18 protein-coding genes and 1 riboswitch are annotated in these 17870 nt (G+C 72.8%); of the genes, 6 read left to right on the top strand and 12 right to left on the bottom strand.

What is annotated here, in order from left to right:
- Positions 1-34 precede the first annotated feature (34 nt).
- Positions 35-571 carry a GNAT family N-acetyltransferase gene (locus U5C87_RS03805; RefSeq protein ID WP_330475317.1) on the top strand — a complete coding sequence of 179 codons (537 nt, stop codon included), beginning with the start codon at positions 35-37 and terminating at the stop codon, positions 569-571.
- A gap of 105 nt (positions 572-676) precedes the next feature.
- Here the strand turns inward: U5C87_RS03805 and U5C87_RS03800 are convergent, their stop codons facing one another.
- From U5C87_RS03800 to U5C87_RS03785, 4 genes are all read right to left on the bottom strand, one after another.
- Positions 677-1747: an alkene reductase gene (locus tag U5C87_RS03800; RefSeq protein WP_330475316.1), complete on the bottom strand. Its 1071-nt coding sequence runs from the start codon at positions 1745-1747 to the stop codon at positions 677-679.
- A 265-nt stretch (positions 1748-2012) separates the two neighbouring features.
- Positions 2013-2888: a CHAP domain-containing protein gene (locus U5C87_RS03795; protein WP_330475315.1), complete on the bottom strand. Its 876-nt coding sequence runs from the start codon at positions 2886-2888 to the stop codon at positions 2013-2015.
- 4 nt (positions 2889-2892) lie between these two features.
- Positions 2893-3085, bottom strand: a riboswitch (cyclic di-AMP (ydaO/yuaA leader).
- Between the two features lie 284 nt (positions 3086-3369).
- The gene (locus U5C87_RS03790) at positions 3370-4176 is read right to left on the bottom strand and encodes a sortase domain-containing protein (RefSeq protein ID WP_330475314.1); all 807 of its coding nucleotides are present in this window, start codon (positions 4174-4176) and stop codon (positions 3370-3372) included.
- Positions 4177-4193: 17 nt separating this feature from the next.
- A complete protein-coding gene (locus tag U5C87_RS03785; RefSeq protein ID WP_330475313.1) occupies positions 4194-4973 on the bottom strand; it encodes a hypothetical protein in 780 nt (259 codons plus the stop codon).
- Positions 4974-5189: 216 nt separating this feature from the next.
- Here U5C87_RS03785 and U5C87_RS03780 point away from each other — a divergent pair, with 216 nt between their 5' ends.
- Positions 5190-5573 (top strand): VOC family protein, encoded by a 384-nt coding sequence (locus U5C87_RS03780; protein WP_330475312.1) that lies wholly within the window; start codon positions 5190-5192, stop codon positions 5571-5573.
- Positions 5574-5613: 40 nt separating this feature from the next.
- Here U5C87_RS03780 and U5C87_RS03775 read toward each other — a convergent pair whose 3' ends face one another.
- The 4 genes from U5C87_RS03775 to U5C87_RS03760 all read right to left on the bottom strand — a co-directional run bounded on the left by U5C87_RS03775 (position 5614) and on the right by U5C87_RS03760 (position 9201).
- Entirely contained in the window at positions 5614-5985 is a 372-nt protein-coding gene (locus U5C87_RS03775; protein ID WP_330475311.1) for an iron chaperone, read from the bottom strand.
- 153 nt (positions 5986-6138) lie between these two features.
- Positions 6139-6906 (bottom strand): alpha/beta hydrolase, encoded by a 768-nt coding sequence (locus U5C87_RS03770; RefSeq protein WP_330475310.1) that lies wholly within the window; start codon positions 6904-6906, stop codon positions 6139-6141.
- Between the two features lie 99 nt (positions 6907-7005).
- Positions 7006-8022, bottom strand: a complete 1017-nt coding sequence (locus tag U5C87_RS03765) for a zinc-dependent alcohol dehydrogenase family protein (protein ID WP_330475309.1) — start codon at positions 8020-8022, stop codon at positions 7006-7008.
- Positions 8023-8202: 180 nt separating this feature from the next.
- Complete coding sequence (locus U5C87_RS03760) at positions 8203-9201, bottom strand: pirin family protein (RefSeq protein WP_330475308.1); 999 nt, start codon at positions 9199-9201, stop codon at positions 8203-8205.
- A 72-nt stretch (positions 9202-9273) separates the two neighbouring features.
- Here U5C87_RS03760 and U5C87_RS03755 point away from each other — a divergent pair, with 72 nt between their 5' ends.
- Complete coding sequence (locus tag U5C87_RS03755; protein ID WP_330475307.1) at positions 9274-10569, top strand: MFS transporter; 1296 nt, start codon at positions 9274-9276, stop codon at positions 10567-10569.
- Between the two features lie 115 nt (positions 10570-10684).
- Here the strand turns inward: U5C87_RS03755 and U5C87_RS03750 are convergent, their stop codons facing one another.
- Both U5C87_RS03750 and U5C87_RS03745 read right to left on the bottom strand, forming a co-directional pair.
- Positions 10685-12205, bottom strand: coding sequence for a S8 family peptidase (locus tag U5C87_RS03750; protein WP_330475306.1), 1521 nt, complete (start codon positions 12203-12205; stop codon positions 10685-10687).
- Between the two features lie 144 nt (positions 12206-12349).
- Complete coding sequence (locus U5C87_RS03745) at positions 12350-13066, bottom strand: hypothetical protein (protein WP_330475305.1); 717 nt, start codon at positions 13064-13066, stop codon at positions 12350-12352.
- A 293-nt stretch (positions 13067-13359) separates the two neighbouring features.
- Here U5C87_RS03745 and U5C87_RS03740 point away from each other — a divergent pair, with 293 nt between their 5' ends.
- The 3 genes from U5C87_RS03740 (at position 13360) to U5C87_RS03730 (ending at position 16940) form a co-directional block, all read left to right on the top strand.
- On the top strand, positions 13360-13698 hold the full coding sequence (locus tag U5C87_RS03740) for a hypothetical protein (RefSeq protein ID WP_330475304.1): 339 nt from the start codon (positions 13360-13362) through the stop codon (positions 13696-13698).
- Position 13699: 1 nt separating this feature from the next.
- The gene (locus U5C87_RS03735) at positions 13700-14854 is read left to right on the top strand and encodes a hypothetical protein (RefSeq protein ID WP_330475303.1); all 1155 of its coding nucleotides are present in this window, start codon (positions 13700-13702) and stop codon (positions 14852-14854) included.
- Between the two features lie 232 nt (positions 14855-15086).
- Complete coding sequence (locus tag U5C87_RS03730; RefSeq protein WP_330475302.1) at positions 15087-16940, top strand: hypothetical protein; 1854 nt, start codon at positions 15087-15089, stop codon at positions 16938-16940.
- Here the strand turns inward: U5C87_RS03730 and U5C87_RS03725 are convergent.
- Entirely contained in the window at positions 16912-17301 is a 390-nt protein-coding gene (locus tag U5C87_RS03725; RefSeq protein WP_330475301.1) for an SRPBCC family protein, read from the bottom strand. The genes U5C87_RS03730 and U5C87_RS03725 overlap by 29 nt on opposite strands.
- A gap of 25 nt (positions 17302-17326) precedes the next feature.
- Positions 17327-17812, bottom strand: coding sequence for a cupin domain-containing protein (locus U5C87_RS03720; RefSeq protein ID WP_330475300.1), 486 nt, complete (start codon positions 17810-17812; stop codon positions 17327-17329).
- Positions 17813-17870 lie beyond the last annotated feature (58 nt).

Raw genomic sequence — 17870 nt, 5'->3', positions numbered from 1 at the left:
ATGGGTCCTCCGTGCGCGCCCTAGCATCGGCGACATGTCCGAGCTGCTCGTGCGTGACGCCACCGCCGACGACGCCGAGGCGTGTGCGGCGATCTACGCGCCCTACGTCACGGGCACGACGATCACCTTCGAGACCGAGCCGCCCGACGTGCCGGAGATGGCGCGTCGGATCGCCAAGGCGCAGGCCCGGCACGCCTTCCTCGTGCTCGAGCTGGACGGCGCCGTCGTCGGCTATGCGTATGCCGGGCCGTTCAAGGAGCGCGCCGCCTACCGCTGGTCGTGCGAGGTGTCGGTCTACCTCGCGACCGACCGGCAGGGACGGGGTGGTGGCCGTAGGCTCTACGAGGCGCTGCTCGAGCGGCTGACTTCACGCGGCTACCGGATGGCCGCCGCGGGGATGACCCAGCCCAACGAGGCGAGCGGCCGCCTCCACGCGGCGATGGGTTTCGAGCCGGTCGGCACCTACCGCGCCATCGGCTGGAAGCTCGGCGCCCCGCGCGACGTCCTCTGGGTGCAGCGCGCGCTCGGCGACCCCCTCGCCCCGGGCGAGACACCGCCCGAGCCCACCTGACCCGCGCGCGAAAGTGCCCACTCGACGTGAGACGTCGAGTGGGCACTTCGTCACCAGCGGTCGTATGCCGCGTGGCCGGGCTGGTCAGGCCGTGTCGAGCCGATGTCAGGGGAGGGCGGGGTAGTCCGTGTAGCCCTCGGCGCCGCCACCGTAGAAGGTCTGCGGGTTCGGCTCGTTGAGCGCGGCACCCTCGCGCCAGCGACGGACGAGGTCCGGGTTGGCGAGGAACTCGCGGCCCACGGCGACGGCGTCACCGAGGTCGCGCTCGAGGATGTCCTCGACGTCGGCGAGCTCGGTCACCTTGCCGAAGCCGGTGTTGAGGATGACCGGACCGCCGAAGCGCTTGCGCAGGTCGCGCACGATGTCGGACTCCGGGTCGCCGAGGATGCTGAGGTAGGCGAGGCCGAGCGGCGCGATGCCCTCGACGAGCGACTCGTAGGTCGCGGCGGTGTCGGCCTCGTCCTCCTCGAGCACGCCCTGGATGTTGTGCGCGGGCGAGATGCGGATGCCGACGCGGTCGGCGCCGATCGCCTCGGCCACGGCCTTCGTGATCTCGACGGTCAGGCGCGCGCGGTTCTCGGGCGAGCCGCCGTAGGCGTCGGTGCGCTGGTTGCTGCTCGGGGCGAGGAACTGGTGCGGCAGGTAGCCGTTGGCGGCGTGGACCTCGACGCCGTCGAGCCCGGCCGCGACGGCCTGACGCGCAGCGTGGACGAACTCGGCCACGAGCGCGGGGATCTCGTCGGTCTCGAGGGCGCGCGGGACGGCATACGCCTGCTGACCCTTCGGGGTCACGATCTCGCCCGGCGCGGCGATGGCGCTCGGGGCGACGCTCTCGAGGCCACCCTTGTTGTCGGGATGGGCGACGCGGCCGGCGTGCATGAGCTGGACGACGACGTGGCCGCCGCCCTGGTGCACGGCGTCGGCGACGAGGCGCCAGCCGGCGACCTGCTCGTCGGAGTGCATGCCGGGGGTGTCGAGGTAGCCCTGGCCGACGGCGCTCGGCTGGGTGCCCTCGGTGATGATGAGGCCGGCGCTGGCGCGCTGGCCGTAGTACTCGGCGTTGAGCTCTGTCGGCGCCTGGCCCTCGCCCGCGCGGTTGCGCGTCAGCGGTGCCATGACGAAGCGCTGGGGGAGGTCCCAGCGGCCGATGCGGATGCTCTCGAAGGCCGTGGACACAGGCCTGCTCCTCACGTGTAGGGGGCTGTCGATGACGGTTGGCGGCACCACCGTGATCGATGGAGCCTTCAACTACCTAGTCGACAAGGCGTGCAGGGCGGCGATCATTCCCGCGTGTCCAGGGTTGGGCGTGTGGGCGATCCCACCCGCCTGCGGCGTTCGTGGCGGCAGGTCGGTGGGGACATGACGAAGGGGAGGATGCCGCAGCATCCTCCCCTTCGCGTGCGCTCAGTTCGCGTGGAACTCCGCGGTCATCGACGGACCGTCACGGCGCGTAGATGTACTTCATGCCGGGACCGTCGGTCAGCGTGCGCGTGTTGTAGTTGTACGCGCCGGCGAGGGCGTTCATCTCGATGATGGTGACCTGGTTGCCGCTGACGCCGGTGACCCAGGCGACGTGGCCGACGCTCGAGGAGCCGTGGACGCCGGGCTCCATGACGAGGATCGAGCGCGTGCGGGGCGTGCCGCTCACGGTGTAGCCCGCGGAGGCTGCGCCGGTGTCCCAGACCATCGCGTTGCCGGTCCAGCCGCCGGGGTAGTAGCCCTCGGACTTGTACCACTGGGCGAGAGCGCCCCAGGTGCACTGGCCCGCGGTGGCCCAGTTGTGCGAGGAACGCATGCCGGACGAGGCGCTCGGCACGTTGCCGTTGACCGTCGACTTGACCGACGAGGTGGTGCCGGTCAGCGTGCGGCGGGTCAGGTCCCGCGAGGCGCGCTGTGCGGCGAGCTTGCGCTCGGCGGCCGCCTTCTTGGCGGCGGCGCGCTCGGTCTTGACCTGGACGTCCTCGATGACCTGCGGCTTCGGCTTGGCGACGCGCTGGGCGACGGACTGCTGCACCGCGGGGGCGTAGCCGATCTTCGACAGGGCGGTCGACACGGCGGGAGCCGCGGCGGTCGCGGGGCCGACAGCAGCCGGGGCCGCGGCCTCGGAGCCTGCAGCAGCGACGTTGCCCGAGTTGGGCGACAGGGTGTCGGCGCTCGCCGGGTTGGCGAAGGTGGCGACGAGGCCACCCGTGGCGGCGACGACGGCACCGGCCTTCATGGCCGGCTGAGCCGACTCACGGGCGAGGAGCTTGAGTTCGTTGAGGGGATTGTGGCGGCCAGGTGCACGGTGGCGACCGCGGATGTTCTCTGAGTTCACGCTTGATGCCTCTCCGCGCCTACGAAGTTAGCTGTCGGGTTCGGGCGGAAAGGTGCCCGGCCTCGGACCCGAGAGACGTGACTTCGTCGCGCGGGGGCCAAGGCTTAACCCCAAGGACGTCCGGAGTCGTTGCGCCGGACGCCCGGAGAAACGTGTGGTTCCTCCGCTCCTGTCACAAGGTTTGATCTCTCTCGTCAGGCGGTGACAGGACTAGGCGGTCCACCTCACGAGAGCCCGACCTGGTGGCCGGACTTGGGAAGAGTAAACGAGTCAACTGGCAAATGTCACGCCACGGTAACGACGACGCGCGGGGAACGCCCCTGAATGTCCGGAGTGCGTGCCTATACCCGCGCTTTACCTTGCGTTGGCTGAGACGTGGATCACAGCGGATCGTCGTATCTCGACATGAGGCGGCGGGTAGTCCGCCGGACCCTGGGAGCTGGCCCGACGGCATACCTCGGGTGGTCGCCGCCGCGCGGCCTCAGCTCGTGCCGGTGAGGTGGCCGAAGACCACGACGTTGTCGCGGTACTCGTTGCGGCTGTCGGTCGGCCCACCGCACGTCACGAGACGGATCTCCGCCTTGGTGAAGTCGCCCCGATAGACGGCCTCGGTCGGGAACTGCGTCTTCCTGTAGGCCGCGACCTTGTCGACGGTGAAGCGCAGGTGCGTGCCGTCGCGGCGCGACACCTTGACGACGTCGCCGGCGCGGACCCTGCCGAGCTCGTAGAAGATGCCCGGCACCCCGGACGGGGTGTCGACGTGCGCGGCGAGGACCGCGGGGCCGAGCTGCCCCGGGGTGGGGCCGGCGTCGTAGAGGCCGACCTCCTGGGCCGTGCCAGGCACCGAGATCGTGCCGTCACGCTGGATGCTGAGCGGCACGAAGTGCGACGAGCGCACCCCGATCGACGGGATCTCGATCGACGTCGGCTCGGACGCCTCGAGGAAGTCCCCGAAGCCGTTGGGGTCGCTCGCGCCCGGCTCGGCGCTCGGCCTGGTGCCTGCCGAGGTGCTCGAAGATGGGCCGGCTGACGGTGTCCCGCCCTGACCCGGGGAGGTCGGCGGGCTCGAGGTGGACGTGCCGGCCGAGGGCACCCCGGCCGCCGCAGGCTGCGGCGGGCCGGGGGTCCCCGACGTCCCTCGGAGGCCGAGGACGAGCGCGATGACCCCGACGACGACCAAGACGGCCGTGACCGCGACGGCTGCCCTGACACCCGCGCCACTCACGCCACTTCGGCGGGCGGGGCGGGTGGGGCGGTCACCGTCCGGGGACTGGGTGCGCTCGCTCACGGGAGGAGTCCCGTCGCTCAGGCGCGCGAGCGTGCGCGACGGGCGGCGAAGGCGCCGGACCCGGCCGCGGCGAGCAGGGCGCCGCCACCGACGAGCATCAGGGCCTCGTTCTGGCCGCCGCTCTTGAGGTTGTCGGCGGCGAGGCCACCACCGGTGTGCATGCCGCCGGCGGGCGCGACGCGAAGAGCGCCACAGAGGGCCGGGTCGGTCGCCTCGGTGGGCAGCGACGGCATGAGGTCGCTCTTGGTGTCGCCGGAGTACTTGCCGTCCTTGTTGTAGTCGACACCGTGGATGACGACGACGGACTCGCCGGCCGAGATCGCCTTGGCCACGGCGCTCGAGACCTTGATGCTGCCGCGCTGGTAGGCGATCTTGCCGCCGGGGGCGGTGCTGAAGCGGTCGATGGCGAGTCCGGACTTAGGGCTCGTGTCGCCGGTCTTGGTCAGCGAGACGACGATGTCGCCGTAGGCCGGTCCGCCCTCGGTCGTGTTGAGGTGGCCGTCGCCGTTCTTGTCGTCGGACAGGACCGGGCACTCGTGGCGGGCCTCGGCGCCGAAGTGGATGTGCGCGGCGTGCGGGTTGTCGGGGAGCAGGCCGTTGGCGGCCATCGTGACGGTGATCGTGTTGCCCTGGACGTCGACCATGGCGGTGCCGCTGCCGTTGACGCCGTTGCCGGCGACGGGCTTGAGGTTGGCGCTGACCCAGGTGTCCGCGGCGAAGGCCGGTCCGACGCTGAGGGCCATGGCTGCTGCCGCGGCGAGGCTGGCGCCGGCGATACGAGTGGTGGTGGTGCGCATCTGTGTTCCTCCTTGATGAGGAGACAAACCGTCCATCCTGCTCTGCTTCAGACGGGGGGTCGTCGTCGACCGTCTCCGCGCGGGGGTTCGCCGCGCAGGGCGTGACTGGATTGGGGTTCCAGCGAAGTTTCTCGACGGGAACCCCGCCACGACCGGCGGCCGAGGTCTTGACTGGGTGGAGCGGGCGCACCCCGCGCCCCGGAGAGAGGACCGACCGTGCTCCAGGACTCCCACGCGTTCAGCGGCTTCTCCGTCGACGACATCTCCGCGGCCAAGGCGTTCTATGCCGACACCCTCGGCCTGCGCGTCACCGAGGAGAACGGGATGCTGACGCTCCACCTCGCCGGAGACGGCGGCGACCGCCCGACACTCGTCTATCCCAAGCCGAACCACGAGCCGGCGTCGTTCACGATCCTCAACTTCCCGGTCGACGACGTCGAGGCCGCCGTCGACGACCTGACCGCGAGGGGCGTCACCTTCGAGACCTACGCGGGCACGCCGATGGAGACCGACGCCAAGGGCGTCTTCCGCAAGGGCGGCCCGCTCATCGCCTGGTTCACCGACCCCGCCGGCAACGTCCTGTCGGTCGTCGAGCGCTGACCTGCCCGCGCCCCGCCCCCGCCCCGCCCCTGGACCGGCGTCAGGCGTCGGAGTCGTCGGCGGCGGCCCGCCGCTCGAGGCACAGCGCCGTGATCTGGGAGATCAGCTCGAGCGGCACCGGCCGGTTGATCGGGAAACGCACCGTGTCCTTGGCCCGCCGGTAGGGGGCGATGGCCCGCTCGAACGCCGCATCGCCCGTGGGCACGGGGTAGAGCCCGACGTGGTTCTTCCAGCCGGCGTAGTAGATGAGGGGCTTGCCGTCGACCGTGAAGGTCGCCATGCCGTAGCTGATCTTCTCCCGGGCGTGGGGCGCCGCGTCGTAGATGGTGCGCCGAACCTCCGCAAGCTGGGTCCGCGTCTCCTCGGGGTAGGAGGCGATGTAGTCGTCGACGGACGCAAATCTCGGGGCCAAGCCAGGTCCTCACCTAGTTCCGGACCGGTCGGTGGAGGGGATGCCCCCGACTGTATTGGCCCAAAGGGGCGTCTGCAAAGGAAGTTCGCATTGCAGGACCTAATGGTCACTCATTCCCAAAAGGGGCATCCGGCCGGGGTGAGCCTCTCGGCCTCAGACGTCGACCCACTCCTCGCCGGCGAGGATGCGGCCGACGACGCCGCCGGGGTGGCGTCCGAGCAGGGTCGCGGCGGCGAAGTCGGCAGCGAGCTGGTCGAAGACCTGGCCGCGGCGCAGCATCGCGTGCTTGCCGCCCTCGACGGTGACGTAGCCGACCACCTCGGCGGTGCGGGCGAGGTCGCGCGCGACCGCGGCGGAGTTCGTCGGTCGGGCGATGCGGTCGTCGTCGCCGTGGACGACGAGCACCTGCCGGCCGGTCAGGTCGAGTCGTCCCTCGGTGGGGTAGACCCACGGGTTGAGCGCGACGGCGCTGACGACGCGGTCCTCACCGGCGGCGAGCAGCGCGGCGCGCCCGCCGAGCGAGTGCCCGACGAGTCCCACGGGCAGGTCGGGGCCGAAACGCTCCGCGACCTGCCCGAGCGCCCACCGCACGTCGTCGACGGGGGTGTGGTGCGCGTCCCAGCCGCGGGTCGAGTTGAGCAGCCGCAGCACGGCGAGCTCGCCCTTGGCGGCGCGCGCGATCCGAGCGGCGATCGGCACCATCCGCAGCACCGACAGCTGGGTCGGGCTGACCCGCATCGGACGCCGCCGCGCGGCGCCACCGTGGAGCACGAGCGCGACGCCGCGGGGCGCGCTCGGCGCCGCCGTGTCGATGAGCCGCGCGTGCGTCACGGGGTGCTCCGCCTTCCGGGCCTCGGCCTCGGTGTGGGTTCTCTGGCTGGGTTCGATGAGGTATGCCGTGTGCTCGGGTTCGGGGGTCACGTCCGGACTTCGGAGCGCGAGCGTCCACGGCTTGGTGCGCACACGGCATACCCGATCGGTGTCGCCGGCCGGCGGCTGTCCAGGGTTGCAGGCGCTCCCTCAGGGGCGCAGGAGGACCTTGATGGCGCGGCGCTCGTCCATGGCCCTGTAGCCTTCGGCGACGTCGGCGAGCGGGAGGGACAGGTCGAAGACCTTGCCCGGGTCGATGCGTCCGTCGAGGACGCGCTCGAGCAGGTCGGGCAGGTAGGTGCGCACGGGCGCCATGCCGCCGGCGAGCCCGACGTTGCGCACGAACATCTGCCGCACCGGGAGCTCGACGCCGTGCGGGGCGCCGACGAAGCCGACCGTCGAGCCCGGGCGGCTGATGCGGAAGGCGGTCTTCATCGACTGGTCGGTGCCGACGCACTCGAGCACCGAGTCGGCGCCAACGCCGCCGGTCAGCTCCATGACGGCCTCGACGCCGGCGTCGTCGCGCTCGGCGATGACGTGGGTGGCGCCGAACTCGCGCGCGAGGGCCTGGCGGGGCTCGTGGCGCGACATGGCGACGATGCGCTCGGCGCCGAGCTCCTTGGCGGCGATGACACCGCACAGGCCGACGGCGCCGTCACCGATGACGACGGCGGTGCCGCCCGGCTGCACGCGCGAGCTGACGGCGGCGTGCCAGCCGGTCGCCATGACGTCGGCGAGGGTCAGCAGCGACGGGATGAGCGCGTCGTCGGGCATGCCGTCGGTCTTGACGAGGCTGCCGTCGGCCTGGTTGACGCGGACGAGCTCGGCCTGGCCGCTCTCGGTCCAGCCCTGGTGGTCGCAGACCGACGTCATGCCGGCGAGGCAGTGCGGGCACGTGTTGTCGCAGTGGACGAACGGGATGACGACGAAGTCGCCCTTGGCGAAGTGGCTGACGTCGGAGCCGATCTCCTCGACGACGCCGACGGCCTCGTGGCCGATGGTCGAGCCGGCCTCGATGGGGTTGGCGCCGCGGTAGGGCCAGAGGTCCGAGCCGCAGATGCAGCCCGCCACGACGCGCACGATGGCGTCGGTGGGCTCCTCGATGGTCGGGTCGGGAACGTCGGTCAGGCGGATGTCGCCGGGGGCATGGATCGTCGTCGCGCGCATGCGGCCATCCTCCCCCACTCACCCGACTGCCCCATTCGGTCGAGTGCCCAGTTCCCCTCGTCGGGAAGTGGGCACTCGACCAGAAACTCGACCAGAGACTCTCGTCGAGTGCCCAGTTCCCCGCGTCGGGAAGTGGGCACTCGACTGGTGTCTGGCGTCGAGTGCGCGGTTTCCGATGGGTCAGCCGCGGGAGCGGAGGCGCAGGTTGGGCAGCCCCGGGGCGGGGAGGGTGTGGTCCCAGGCGTCCGGGAAGGTGCCGTAGGCCTCGGAGCCGCCCGTCTCGCGGGCCTGCTGCCAGGCTTCGCGGAAGCCGACGACCTCGTCGTGGCTGCGGCCGATGAAGTTCCACCACATGACGATCTGCTCGCCGAACGGCGCTCCGCCGAGCACGAGGAAGCGCGCCGGCTCGTCGGGGCCGGCCGTGGCTGTGATGCGCTCGGTGCCGACGGCGTGGAAGGCGATCTCGCCCGGCTTGGCCGTGGCCTGACCGACCGTGAGCAGGCCGGTGTCGCATAGGAGCCCGTGCTCGTGCTCCGGATCGACGTCGAACGTCAGCGAGGCCCCGGGCTCGAGCATCACCTCTGCCCCGACGAGGTCGGAGAACATCGTCACCGGTGAGGTCTGGCCGAAGAGCGTGCCGAGGAAGACGAGGACGCGTGCGCCGTCGACCTCGGTGACCGGCGGCGCGTAGTGCTCGAAGCCCGGCTCAGTGGAGCGGTCGGCGTCGGGCAGGGCGACCCACAGCTGCGCGCCGTGCAGGACGGTCGTGGCCGGGGTCGAGTACTCCGAGTGGGCGATGCCGCGACCCGCCGTCATGATGTTGAGCTCGCCGGGCCGGACGAACGCGTGCACACCGGTCGTGTCGCGGTGCTCGACCTCGCCGGTGAAGAGCCACGACACCGTCTGCAGCCCGGTGTGCGGGTGGCCGGGGACGACCATGCCGCCGGTCTGCGACACGTCGTCGGGACCGTAGTGGTCGACGAAGCACCAGGCCCCGATGAGCGAGCGCTCGCGCTGCGGCAGGCTCCGGCGGACCGGCATCGCGCGCGGACCGCCGAGCGGCACCTCGCGGTAGGGAAGCACGACGGCCTCGGGCTGCTGCTCCGATGCTGGCTGCGACGACGGGGACGCGTTCTCTCCGCAGACGATCTCGGTCGGGTGGCGGTCGGGGTTGCTCACCTCATCAGGCTAGGCCCGCTGGGAGATCCGGTGGGAGGCCCGTTGGCAGGTCCGGTTGCTAGGTTGCCGCGCATGACCGACGCGACCGCTGCTCTTCCCGACGCCGGAAGCCCGGGCCGCTGGTCGGCCTGGCGCGTCGTGTGGTGGTTCGGCTTCGTCAGCCTGGCCGCCGACATGGTCTACGAGGGCGCGCGCTCGATGTACGGCCCGCTGCTCGCCTCGCTCGGGGCGACCGCGCTCGTCGTGGGCCTCGTGACCGGCGCCGGCGAGGCGATGGCGCTCGTGCTGCGCCTCGTCTTCGGGCCGCTCGCCGACCGGACCGGCCGCTACTGGGGCCTGACGATCGCCGGCTACGGCCTCACCGCGGTCTGCGTGCCGCTGCTCGCCGTGACGCCCTTCATCAGCGGCGCGGGCCTCGTCGTGGCCGCCGTCCTCATCCTGCTCGAGCGCTCCGGCAAGGCCGTGCGCAGCCCGTCGAAGTCGGCCCTGCTCGCGCACGTCGCCTCGGCCGTCGGTCGCGGCCGGGGCTTCGGCGTGCACAAGGCACTCGACCAGGTCGGCGCCTTTGCCGGGCCGCTCCTCGTGGCCGCCGTCATCGCGGCGGCCGGCGCCATCTGGCCGGGCATGGCCGTGCTCGCGATCCCGGGGGTGGCAGCCATGCTGCTCCTCGCCGTCATCCGCTCCCGCGTGCCCGACCCGTCCGTCTACGACGTGGAGCCGGTGGCAGCGAGCGACCCTGCGGCACAGCCGGTTGCGGACGCGTCACCAGCGCGCGGGGGTCTGCGTGGCTGGTTCGCCGATGCCGTCGGGTCAGGTCTGCCGCGCGAGTTCTTCGGCTACGCCTTCGCCGCCGGGCTCATGACCGGCGGGCTCGTCACGTTCGGGATCATCGGCTACCACCTCACCGCCCGCGGGCTCGTCCCCGTCGCCACCGTCCCGGTCGTGTACGCCGGCGCCATGGCCGTCGAGGCGCTCGCGGCCCTCGGCGTGGGCCTCGTCTACGACCGCCGCGGCGGCGCCGTGCTGTATGCCGTGCCGATCCTCGTCGCCCTCGTGCCCCCGCTCGCGCTGGCCGGGTCCGTCTGGCTCTCGCTCGTCGGGGTCGCGCTCTGGGGCCTGGCCTACGGCGTGCAGGACTCGACCGTGAAGGCGCTCGTCGCGGAGGTCGTCGAGGCACCGAGGCGCGCGACGGCATACGGCGTCTTCGCAGGGGTGCAGGGAGCGTTCGCGATCATCGGCGGCCTCGTGGCCGGCTGGCTCTACGACCGGTCGCTGCCGGCGCTCGTCATCGTCGTCGCGGCGACCCAGCTCGTCGCGCTCGTCCTCCTCGTCCGCACCGTCCGCTCCCTCCACCACCGGACCGTGTGACGACGAGGCCACTCGAGTTGGCGCCCTGACCGTCGAGTGAGCGCCCCGCCCCACACGAGTGAGCGCCCCGCCCCACAGAAGCGTGGGACGGGGCGCTCACTCGAGGTGTTGAACGTCAGCTCACGGCGTCGAGGGCGTCGACGACACCCTCACCGAAGAAGCTGTTGTCGGTGACCGGGCCGACGCAGGCCGGACCGGCCGTCGTCGTGCCGCACGCCTTGTCGTCGGCCTGCTGGCGCAGCTTCTCGATCATCTGCGCGGGCGTCCACGTCGGGTGGACCGACTTCATGAGCGCGAGCACACCCGCGACGTGCGGTGACGCCATCGACGTGCCGCTCTTGAGGCCGTAGCCGTTGTCGCGCACGATCGTCGAGAGGATCGACGAGCCGGGGGCGGCGACGTCGATCTTGCCGAGGCCGCGGTTGCTGAACGACGAGAGCCGGCTGTCCATCGTGCCGGCCGGGAAGCGCTGCATCGAGCTGACCGTCACGACGCCGTCGAGCTCGGTCGGGATGTCCTCGCAGCCGCTGTTGAGCGTGCGCGTCACCGGCGTCCCGTCGTCGGGGCTGCCCGTGTCCTTGAACGACGACTTGTCGCTCAGGTCGTGGGCGGAGTTGCCGGCCGCGGCGGCGTGGACGACACCCTGCTTCGTCGACCAGGTGACCGCGCGGCGCACGGCCTCCTTGGCGGCGTACTGGTCGGGCTGGTCCTCGCAGTAGAACTCGAACGGGTCCACGTAGTAGCTGTTGTTCGTCACGTCCATGTGCTTGAGGCCGGCCTCGACGAAGCCGCACACGGCGTACTCCGGGTAGATGAAGCCGTCGTCGTTGACGACCTTGACCGAGGCGAGGCGCACGTTCGGGGCGACGCCGACGGTGCCGACCTGGTTGCGCGCGGCCGCGATGGTGCCGGCGACGTGGGTGCCGTGGTCGCTCGTCGTCGGCTCCCAGCCCGTCGTGCTGGGCCGGCCGGCGTCGCTGCAGTTGACCGAGTTGGCGACGTCGAGGTTCTTCACGAGGTCGGGGTGGTCGGCGTCGATGCCGCTGTCGAGCACGCCGACGAGGACGTTGCGGGAGCCGTCGGTGATCGCGTGGGCCAGGTCGGCCTTGATCATCTTCATGTCCCACTGCTCGGTCTCGCGCGGGTCGGTCGTGGCGGCCGGCGAGGCGTCGGACTCGACGTCACCGTTGAACGCCTTCTTGGCGCCCTTCATGTAGCCGGAGGCGCCGCGCCCCCAGGACGCCCCGACGGCCTCGGGGGTGCCCTCGGTGACGGCGACCGTGCGGCTGGCCCCGACCGACTCGACGGCGTTGCCGCCCTTGGCGACGACGTCGGCGCGGAAGGTCGAGACCTTCGAGTGCGCGACGACGACACCGATCTGCGGCCACGACTGGACGACGACGCCGCCGGCGGCACGGACGGCCGCCTCGACGAGACGGGTCTGGCCGGGGTTGGCGATGCGCGCGTTGACGATGTAGCTCATCAGCTGCCCGTCCGGCGTGCTGATGGTGACGGGCGTCGAGACCGGTTCGGCGTCGGTCGAGGCGACGGCGACCCCACCGACGGCTGCGGTGGAGGCGAGGGCGAGTGACGCGACGGCGACGGCGCCGCGTCTGGTCAGGCTGAGGTGTCGCATGTGGTGAGCTCCCAGGGTGTGAGTGGGACTGTGCCGGCGCCCGGTTTCGGGCGCACCGTCACATCCTCGGGGGCTACTCGCCGGTTCGGGGCCGAGAGACCGGGGCAATTTCCGGCGGCTCTGGAAAGCCTGCTCGGGGCGGCTTCAGACCGTCTCGGCGGACTCGGGCCGGGTCAGTGGAGCGAGCGCGATGAGGAGCACGAGGGAGCCGAGCGGCCCCAGCCCCCAGGGCAGCACGAGCAACAGCGCGCCGAGGGCGGCGAGCGCGAGCGAGCCCACCGGCATACGACCCTCGAGCGCCAGCGCGACGAGAACGGCCGCGAGCGCCAGACCGGTGAGCACGGCGCCACCCGACGCGAGCGCCGACGGGATCGTGTCGTCGAGCAGCCCGGTGAGCCGGCCCAGCCAGACCGTGCCCGTGGCGCCGGCGCCGAAGGCCGCGAGCAGCGCCGTCGGCACGGCGAGCGGCAGGTGGCGCAGCCGGGCGCCGAGGCTCGTCGTGAGCCACGCGAACCCACCGACGGACAGCACGAGCAGCACCCCCGCCGCCACGGAGAGCGCGCCCTCGGCGTGCGCGGCGGCCAGGCCGCCGAGCCCACCCAGGTTGCCGAGCCCAGCCGCGTCGTCGAGCGTGTCGAGGCCGTCGACCCACTCGACGATCCCGTGCGCGAAGAGCAGCAGGGGCGTCAGCAGCGCGAGCAGCGGCACCCGGTCGGACGACACCCGGGCCGCCGTCGCCGCAGGTGCGGTCGGGTGGGACGTCGTCGGCCGGGACTTGGTCGTATGCGTGTTAGCCGGTCGCGTCGTCACCGTGGCCGTCTGCGTCGGCACCCGTGCGGGGGCCAGCGTGCTCGTCGTCATGCGTCCAGCGTGGCCGTCGGCGGCGGTGGTGCCCATCGGGGTCGACCCCGAGCCGTCCCCCAGCGTCCCCTGAGACAGGCACTGAGTCAGGCACTGAGAGGACCGGTGGGGCGCCGGGGTGTTTTTGTCCATTTCGGAGACTTTGACCGCCTTTGGTCGTAGCGTGCGGCTGAGGGGTCGAGGTCAGGGTCGGCCCCCAGGCTCTGGTCAAAGGGGTAGACATGTCGGTGCGCTTCAACGCTCCTCCGGGATGGCCGGTTCCGTCGTCGTCGTGGGCTCCGGGTGACGACTGGATGCCCGACCCCAGCTGGCCCACCCCGCCGCGCGGGTGGACCTTCTGGATCGTCGACCGTCCGGTCGTGTCCGCCCCCGGTGATGCCGGGCTGCCCCGCTTCGGCACGCCGCCCCGCTCGACGGCCGCCACCGCTACGTCCTCCGCCGTCAGGTCCGGCGCCTACGGCACCGACCGCGGCAGCTGGCTCGCGAACCTCCGGGCGCGCGCCGCGTCCGAGTCCCTCGTCGCAGCAACCTCGTCGGAGCCGGCCACCGAGCCGGTGCGCCAGCGCAAGGTCGCAGACAGCGCCTGGGAGCTGGACGGCCTGCTCGCGTCTGCGGGCCGGCTGGACCTCTGAGGTGGATCTGCTGCTCAGGGTCGCACCCGAGGTGCGACTCAGCTCCTCGACGTCCGGACTGCGTGCCTCGCTCGAAGGCGCCACCGTCCGGGTCGGCACCGGCGTCGGGTCCCGGACCCTGTCGCCCGGCACGGCCGACGGCAACGCGGTGCACCACAGCCTGACCGAGCTGGAGACGCGGGCCCGGCAGGCCCAGGAGTCCGGAGACCTGCACGCGCTCGGCTCGATCGAGGAGGCCTTCGGCTCGCTCCACCTCGAGCACCACCCGCCGCGTCGCCGCCCCGAGCCGCCGGAGCCTGCGACGATCTCCGCCAAGGAGCGGAGCCTGCTCCAGCGCAAGGCGTTCCGGGCTGCCCTCCCGCAGGTGTCGGTGTTCCGGCGCGTGGCGCGCACCAAGGCCCGGGCCATCGCCGAGACCGAGGCCGACAGCTTCAGCCACACCCTCGACCTCGCGCACACCGTCATCGCCCAGCACCGCGCCGCGGCCCTCGACGACCAGTGGAACGACCTCGCCGACCACGACCGCTGCGCCGTCATCGCCGAGCTCGAGGCCGAGTTCGAGTCGGCGGCGTGCGGCTGCACGTGCGTCGACGCCGGGTGGGAGCCCGACACCTCGCGCGGCTACGTCACCATCGTCTCGCGCTATCCCGGCTTCGACATCGTCGCCGAGCGCGGGCCCGGCGTCTCGTCGAGCGGCCGCCGGATGCTGCGCCGCCGCACCCGGGCCGAGCGCAACTCCCTCTACCTCAGCGGTCTCGCGTCGTTCGCGCTCGCCGCCGCCCGCCGGGCCATCAGCGTCGCCGTCGCCGCCGACGACGTGCACCTCGTCATCGTCCGCCCGACCGAGGACGGCTCGGGTCTCGAGCCCATCTACGTCGGCACCCTCAGCCGTGAGGCCGTGACCCTGCGGCCGTCGCTCGCCGACCCCGTGCCCCTGCTCCTCGGCTCGGCCGTCCGGCCCCTGCAGTTCGAGGGTCCGGCGCACGACCTCGTGGCCGTCGCGCCGGACGGAGACGTCATGGACATCGTCCGGCTCTGCGCCGAGGCCATCGCTCTGGAGTCCATCGACCTCGAGGCCGTCGGCGACGTCGGCGGCGTCGGCGGCGGTCCGGACGACGCCGTGGTGCAGGCGGCGAGCCTGCAGGACGTCGACTGAGCCCCGGTCGCCGCGGTCGGCACCCTTGGGAGCCGGCGGCGGAGCTCGTCCGCCGGTAACAGCCGCAGGCACGGATTCGGCCGCTACGCTGCGACGACGGGCTCGCGGACTTCCGGACCGTCCCTCCGCCGCGTGCCCGTGAGCGCGACGTTGCCCGGCGGGGAGGGCCATGAGGGGTGGCCGAGGGGGCCGTGCTGTGACCATTCGCTTCAACCCGCCGCCGGGGTGGCCGATGCCACCTGCGACGTGGGTGCCGCACGACGAGTGGCTGCCCGACCCGGACTGGCCCGAGCCCCCGCCCGACTGGACCTTCTGGTCCGCGACCACGCCGCAGCAGGCGGCCGGCGCCTCGGGTGCCGGCGACGGTGTGCGCACCGGTGGACGTGGCAGCGGGAGCGGCGGCCGTCCCGGCCGCGTGTCGTTCCCGATCGCGACGGTGGCCGCACAGTCGACGGTGTCGCTCGCGGCGCTCTTCCCCGATCGCGGCCGCGCGGGCGGCACGACGAACGGCGGCTACGGCAGCTCGGCTGGCGCGGTCGCAGGGGTGCGTGGGGCGACGGGTCCGACCAAGGCGGGCCGGGAGTACTACCAGCCTCGGAGCGAGCGCTCCGCCTCGACCATCCAGGTCGTGGGCGGTGGCGGGCCCGGGGGTTCGGGTGGACCCGACGGCTCGGGGCCGGGCGGGTCGGTGCTCGACGGCGCCGGTGGCGTCCTCGTCGACATCGCCGAGACCAGTGCAGGAGGGGCCGCTGGCCCCGAGAGCTCGGGCTCCGGAACCTCCGTGACCGAAGCCCAGGAGACGGCGAAGACGCCGGGCATCCGGCTCTCACCCATCCTGCGACTCGTGGCCCACCCGTCCGGCCTTCGGGCCCAGTTCCGCGTCGGTGGCCCGGTTGCGGCGGCACTCGCCGACGTCATGACCCCGGCCATCGAGGCCGCCACACCCGGCCTCGCCCGTGTCGGCGTTGACGAGCGCGACTTCGCTGACCGTGCCGGGGGCGACGGACCCGGTCGGCGTGGGGGAGGGCTTCGGCGGCTCCTCGGTCCCCGCCGGAACGAGGGTCGGAGCCACCAGGGCCCCGGCGCGGGAGTCCGCAGCGGCTCGGGGGGTGGGCCCGACGATGGGCAGGCGTCGGCCGGGGTGCTGTCGATCCACGAGCTCGCGCGCCGGGCGCTCGCCGCTCGCCGGGACGCCGACCGGGACGAGGCGCTCGCGGTCGAGCGTGACCTCTGCAGCCTGCACCGCCACGGGTTCACCGCGATCCACCCGCCCGCGGTGGAGCCGTTCGCGCCGGTCTCGGCGGCCGAGGAGTCGGCCATCCGCGGCAAGGTGCTCGCGGCGACCGGCGCCACGGCGAAGGGCCTGTCACGCACCGAGAGCGCCGAGCTCAAGGCGCTCGCGGCCGAGCGTGCTGCGGCCGTCGTCCGCGCGAGCAACGTCGCGCGCCGCGTCTTCGCCGACCGGCGGACGGCCCTCGCGACCGGCGCCTGGCAGCTGCTCGAGGCGCACGACCCGGCGGCTGTCGTCGCCGTCGTCGACGAGGCGTTGCGCCGGTCGGGCAGCGACGTCACGTGCCTCGACGCCGGCACCGACCCGGTGACCCGCCGCGGCTACGTCACCGTGCTCGTCCGCTTCCCGACCATCGGGATCGTCGCCGAGGAGCAGCGTGCCGCCGGACCCTCCGGTCGGGCAGCGTGGCGCCCGCGGACGGCCCGCGAGCGCAACGCCGTGTATGCCGCGGGTCTGGCCTCCGCCGTCCTCGCCGCTGCGAAGCACGTCGTCACCATCGCCCCGGCCACCGACGACGTCAACGTCGTCGTCGTCCGGCCGACCCGCAACGGTCGAGGGGTCGAGCCGGTCTACGTCGGCCGGCTCGACCGTGAGGACGTGTCGTTGCGGCATCCCGACGCCGACCCGGGGCCGCTCGTGAGGAGCTCGGCGGTGCCACACGGCATACGCGTCCACGGTCCCGACCGGGAGGTCACCGCCCTCGAGCACGTGGCCGACGTCGACGGCGCGCTGCGCGAGATCGTCGACGCGTGCCGGGCGGCCGACGCTAGAGGTCGGACCGGACCAGGCGCCTGAGCGCGAGGGCCGCCAGCGGGCGGTAGCCGATGACGGCGAAGGCCGGCGCGTCGATGACGAGCTCGGTGCTGCAGCCGCCCGGCGCGGGCCGCACGGCGTGGTCGAGCGTCGCGTCGACGGGGCCGGGGCGCACGTGCCAGCTCCACTCCATCGCCTCGGCGTCGACCGACAACACCTCGAACGGCACGCGGATCCCGAGCGGCCCGACGACGAGCCCGTTGAGTCCGGGCGCGATGCGCGGGGTGGCGGCGATGACCTCCTGGATCTGCGGTGACCACGTCGTCCACAGGGCGAGGTTCTCGTAGCGGCTCCACGCGACCGCCGGGTCGGCCCCGCCGGTCTCGGTGATCGTGGTGCGCATCGCGGGACTCCTTGTCGCCGAGGGCTCAGTGGCCGTCGGAGGTGCTGTCGGAGGTGCTGTCCGAGGTGCTGCCCGAGGTGCTCGCCGGTGCTGGGCCGTCGACGTTGACCGTCGGGGTGCCCGACCCGCAGCGCACGACGACGGCGCGGGACGTGTCGTCGCCGGGGTTCGACTCGCGGTGCACGGCGCCCGCCGGCACGCGCAGGAAGTCGCCGGGGCCGGCCTCGACGACGACCTCGCCGCCCGGGCCCGACTCGAGGCGCATGCGCCCGGAGACGACGTAGAGGGTCGTGTCGTGGTCGCCGTGGTGGTGCCACCCGGAGACGGCGCCGGCCTCGGTGTCGACCGTGCCCGACCACATCGACTCGGTGTGCAGCGCCACTTGGCGGCTCATCCCCGGCGTCGGGTCGGCCGGGCTGAGGGCGTCGCCCGCGACGTGGGTGCACGGCTGGGCCGCGACGCCCTGCTCATCGGGTTGCGCGTCGGGTTGCGCGTCGGGGTGCTCGGTCATGTCCCCATCAAACCCCCACCAGACCCACATCGACTCTCCGGAGTCCTAGCCTTGTCGT

It is taken from the genome of Terrabacter sp. C0L_2, assembly GCF_036352015.1.
GTDB classification, from domain to species: Bacteria; Actinomycetota; Actinomycetes; order Actinomycetales; family Dermatophilaceae; genus Terrabacter; species Terrabacter tumescens.
This window is presented reverse-complemented; position numbering and strand designations above follow the sequence as displayed.

Bases quoted from the DNA above. Each gene is read 5' to 3' on its own strand.
- U5C87_RS03805 (WP_330475317.1), top strand. From the start codon at position 35: ATGTCCGAGCTGCTCGTGCGTGACGCCACCGCCGACGACGCCGAGGCG.
- U5C87_RS03785 (WP_330475313.1), bottom strand. From the start codon at position 4,973: ATGCGCACCACCACCACTCGTATCGCCGGCGCCAGCCTCGCCGCGGCA.
- U5C87_RS03765 (WP_330475309.1), bottom strand. From the start codon at position 8,022: ATGCGCGCGACGACGATCCATGCCCCCGGCGACATCCGCCTGACCGAC.
- U5C87_RS03755 (WP_330475307.1), top strand. From the start codon at position 9,274: ATGACCGACGCGACCGCTGCTCTTCCCGACGCCGGAAGCCCGGGCCGC.
- U5C87_RS03750 (WP_330475306.1), bottom strand. From the start codon at position 12,205: ATGCGACACCTCAGCCTGACCAGACGCGGCGCCGTCGCCGTCGCGTCA.
- U5C87_RS03745 (WP_330475305.1), bottom strand. From the start codon at position 13,066: ATGACGACGAGCACGCTGGCCCCCGCACGGGTGCCGACGCAGACGGCC.
- U5C87_RS03740 (WP_330475304.1), top strand. From the start codon at position 13,360: ATGCCCGACCCCAGCTGGCCCACCCCGCCGCGCGGGTGGACCTTCTGG.
- U5C87_RS03730 (WP_330475302.1), top strand. From the start codon at position 15,087: ATGCCACCTGCGACGTGGGTGCCGCACGACGAGTGGCTGCCCGACCCG.
- U5C87_RS03725 (WP_330475301.1), bottom strand. From the start codon at position 17,301: ATGCGCACCACGATCACCGAGACCGGCGGGGCCGACCCGGCGGTCGCG.
- U5C87_RS03720 (WP_330475300.1), bottom strand. From the start codon at position 17,812: ATGACCGAGCACCCCGACGCGCAACCCGACGCGCAACCCGATGAGCAG.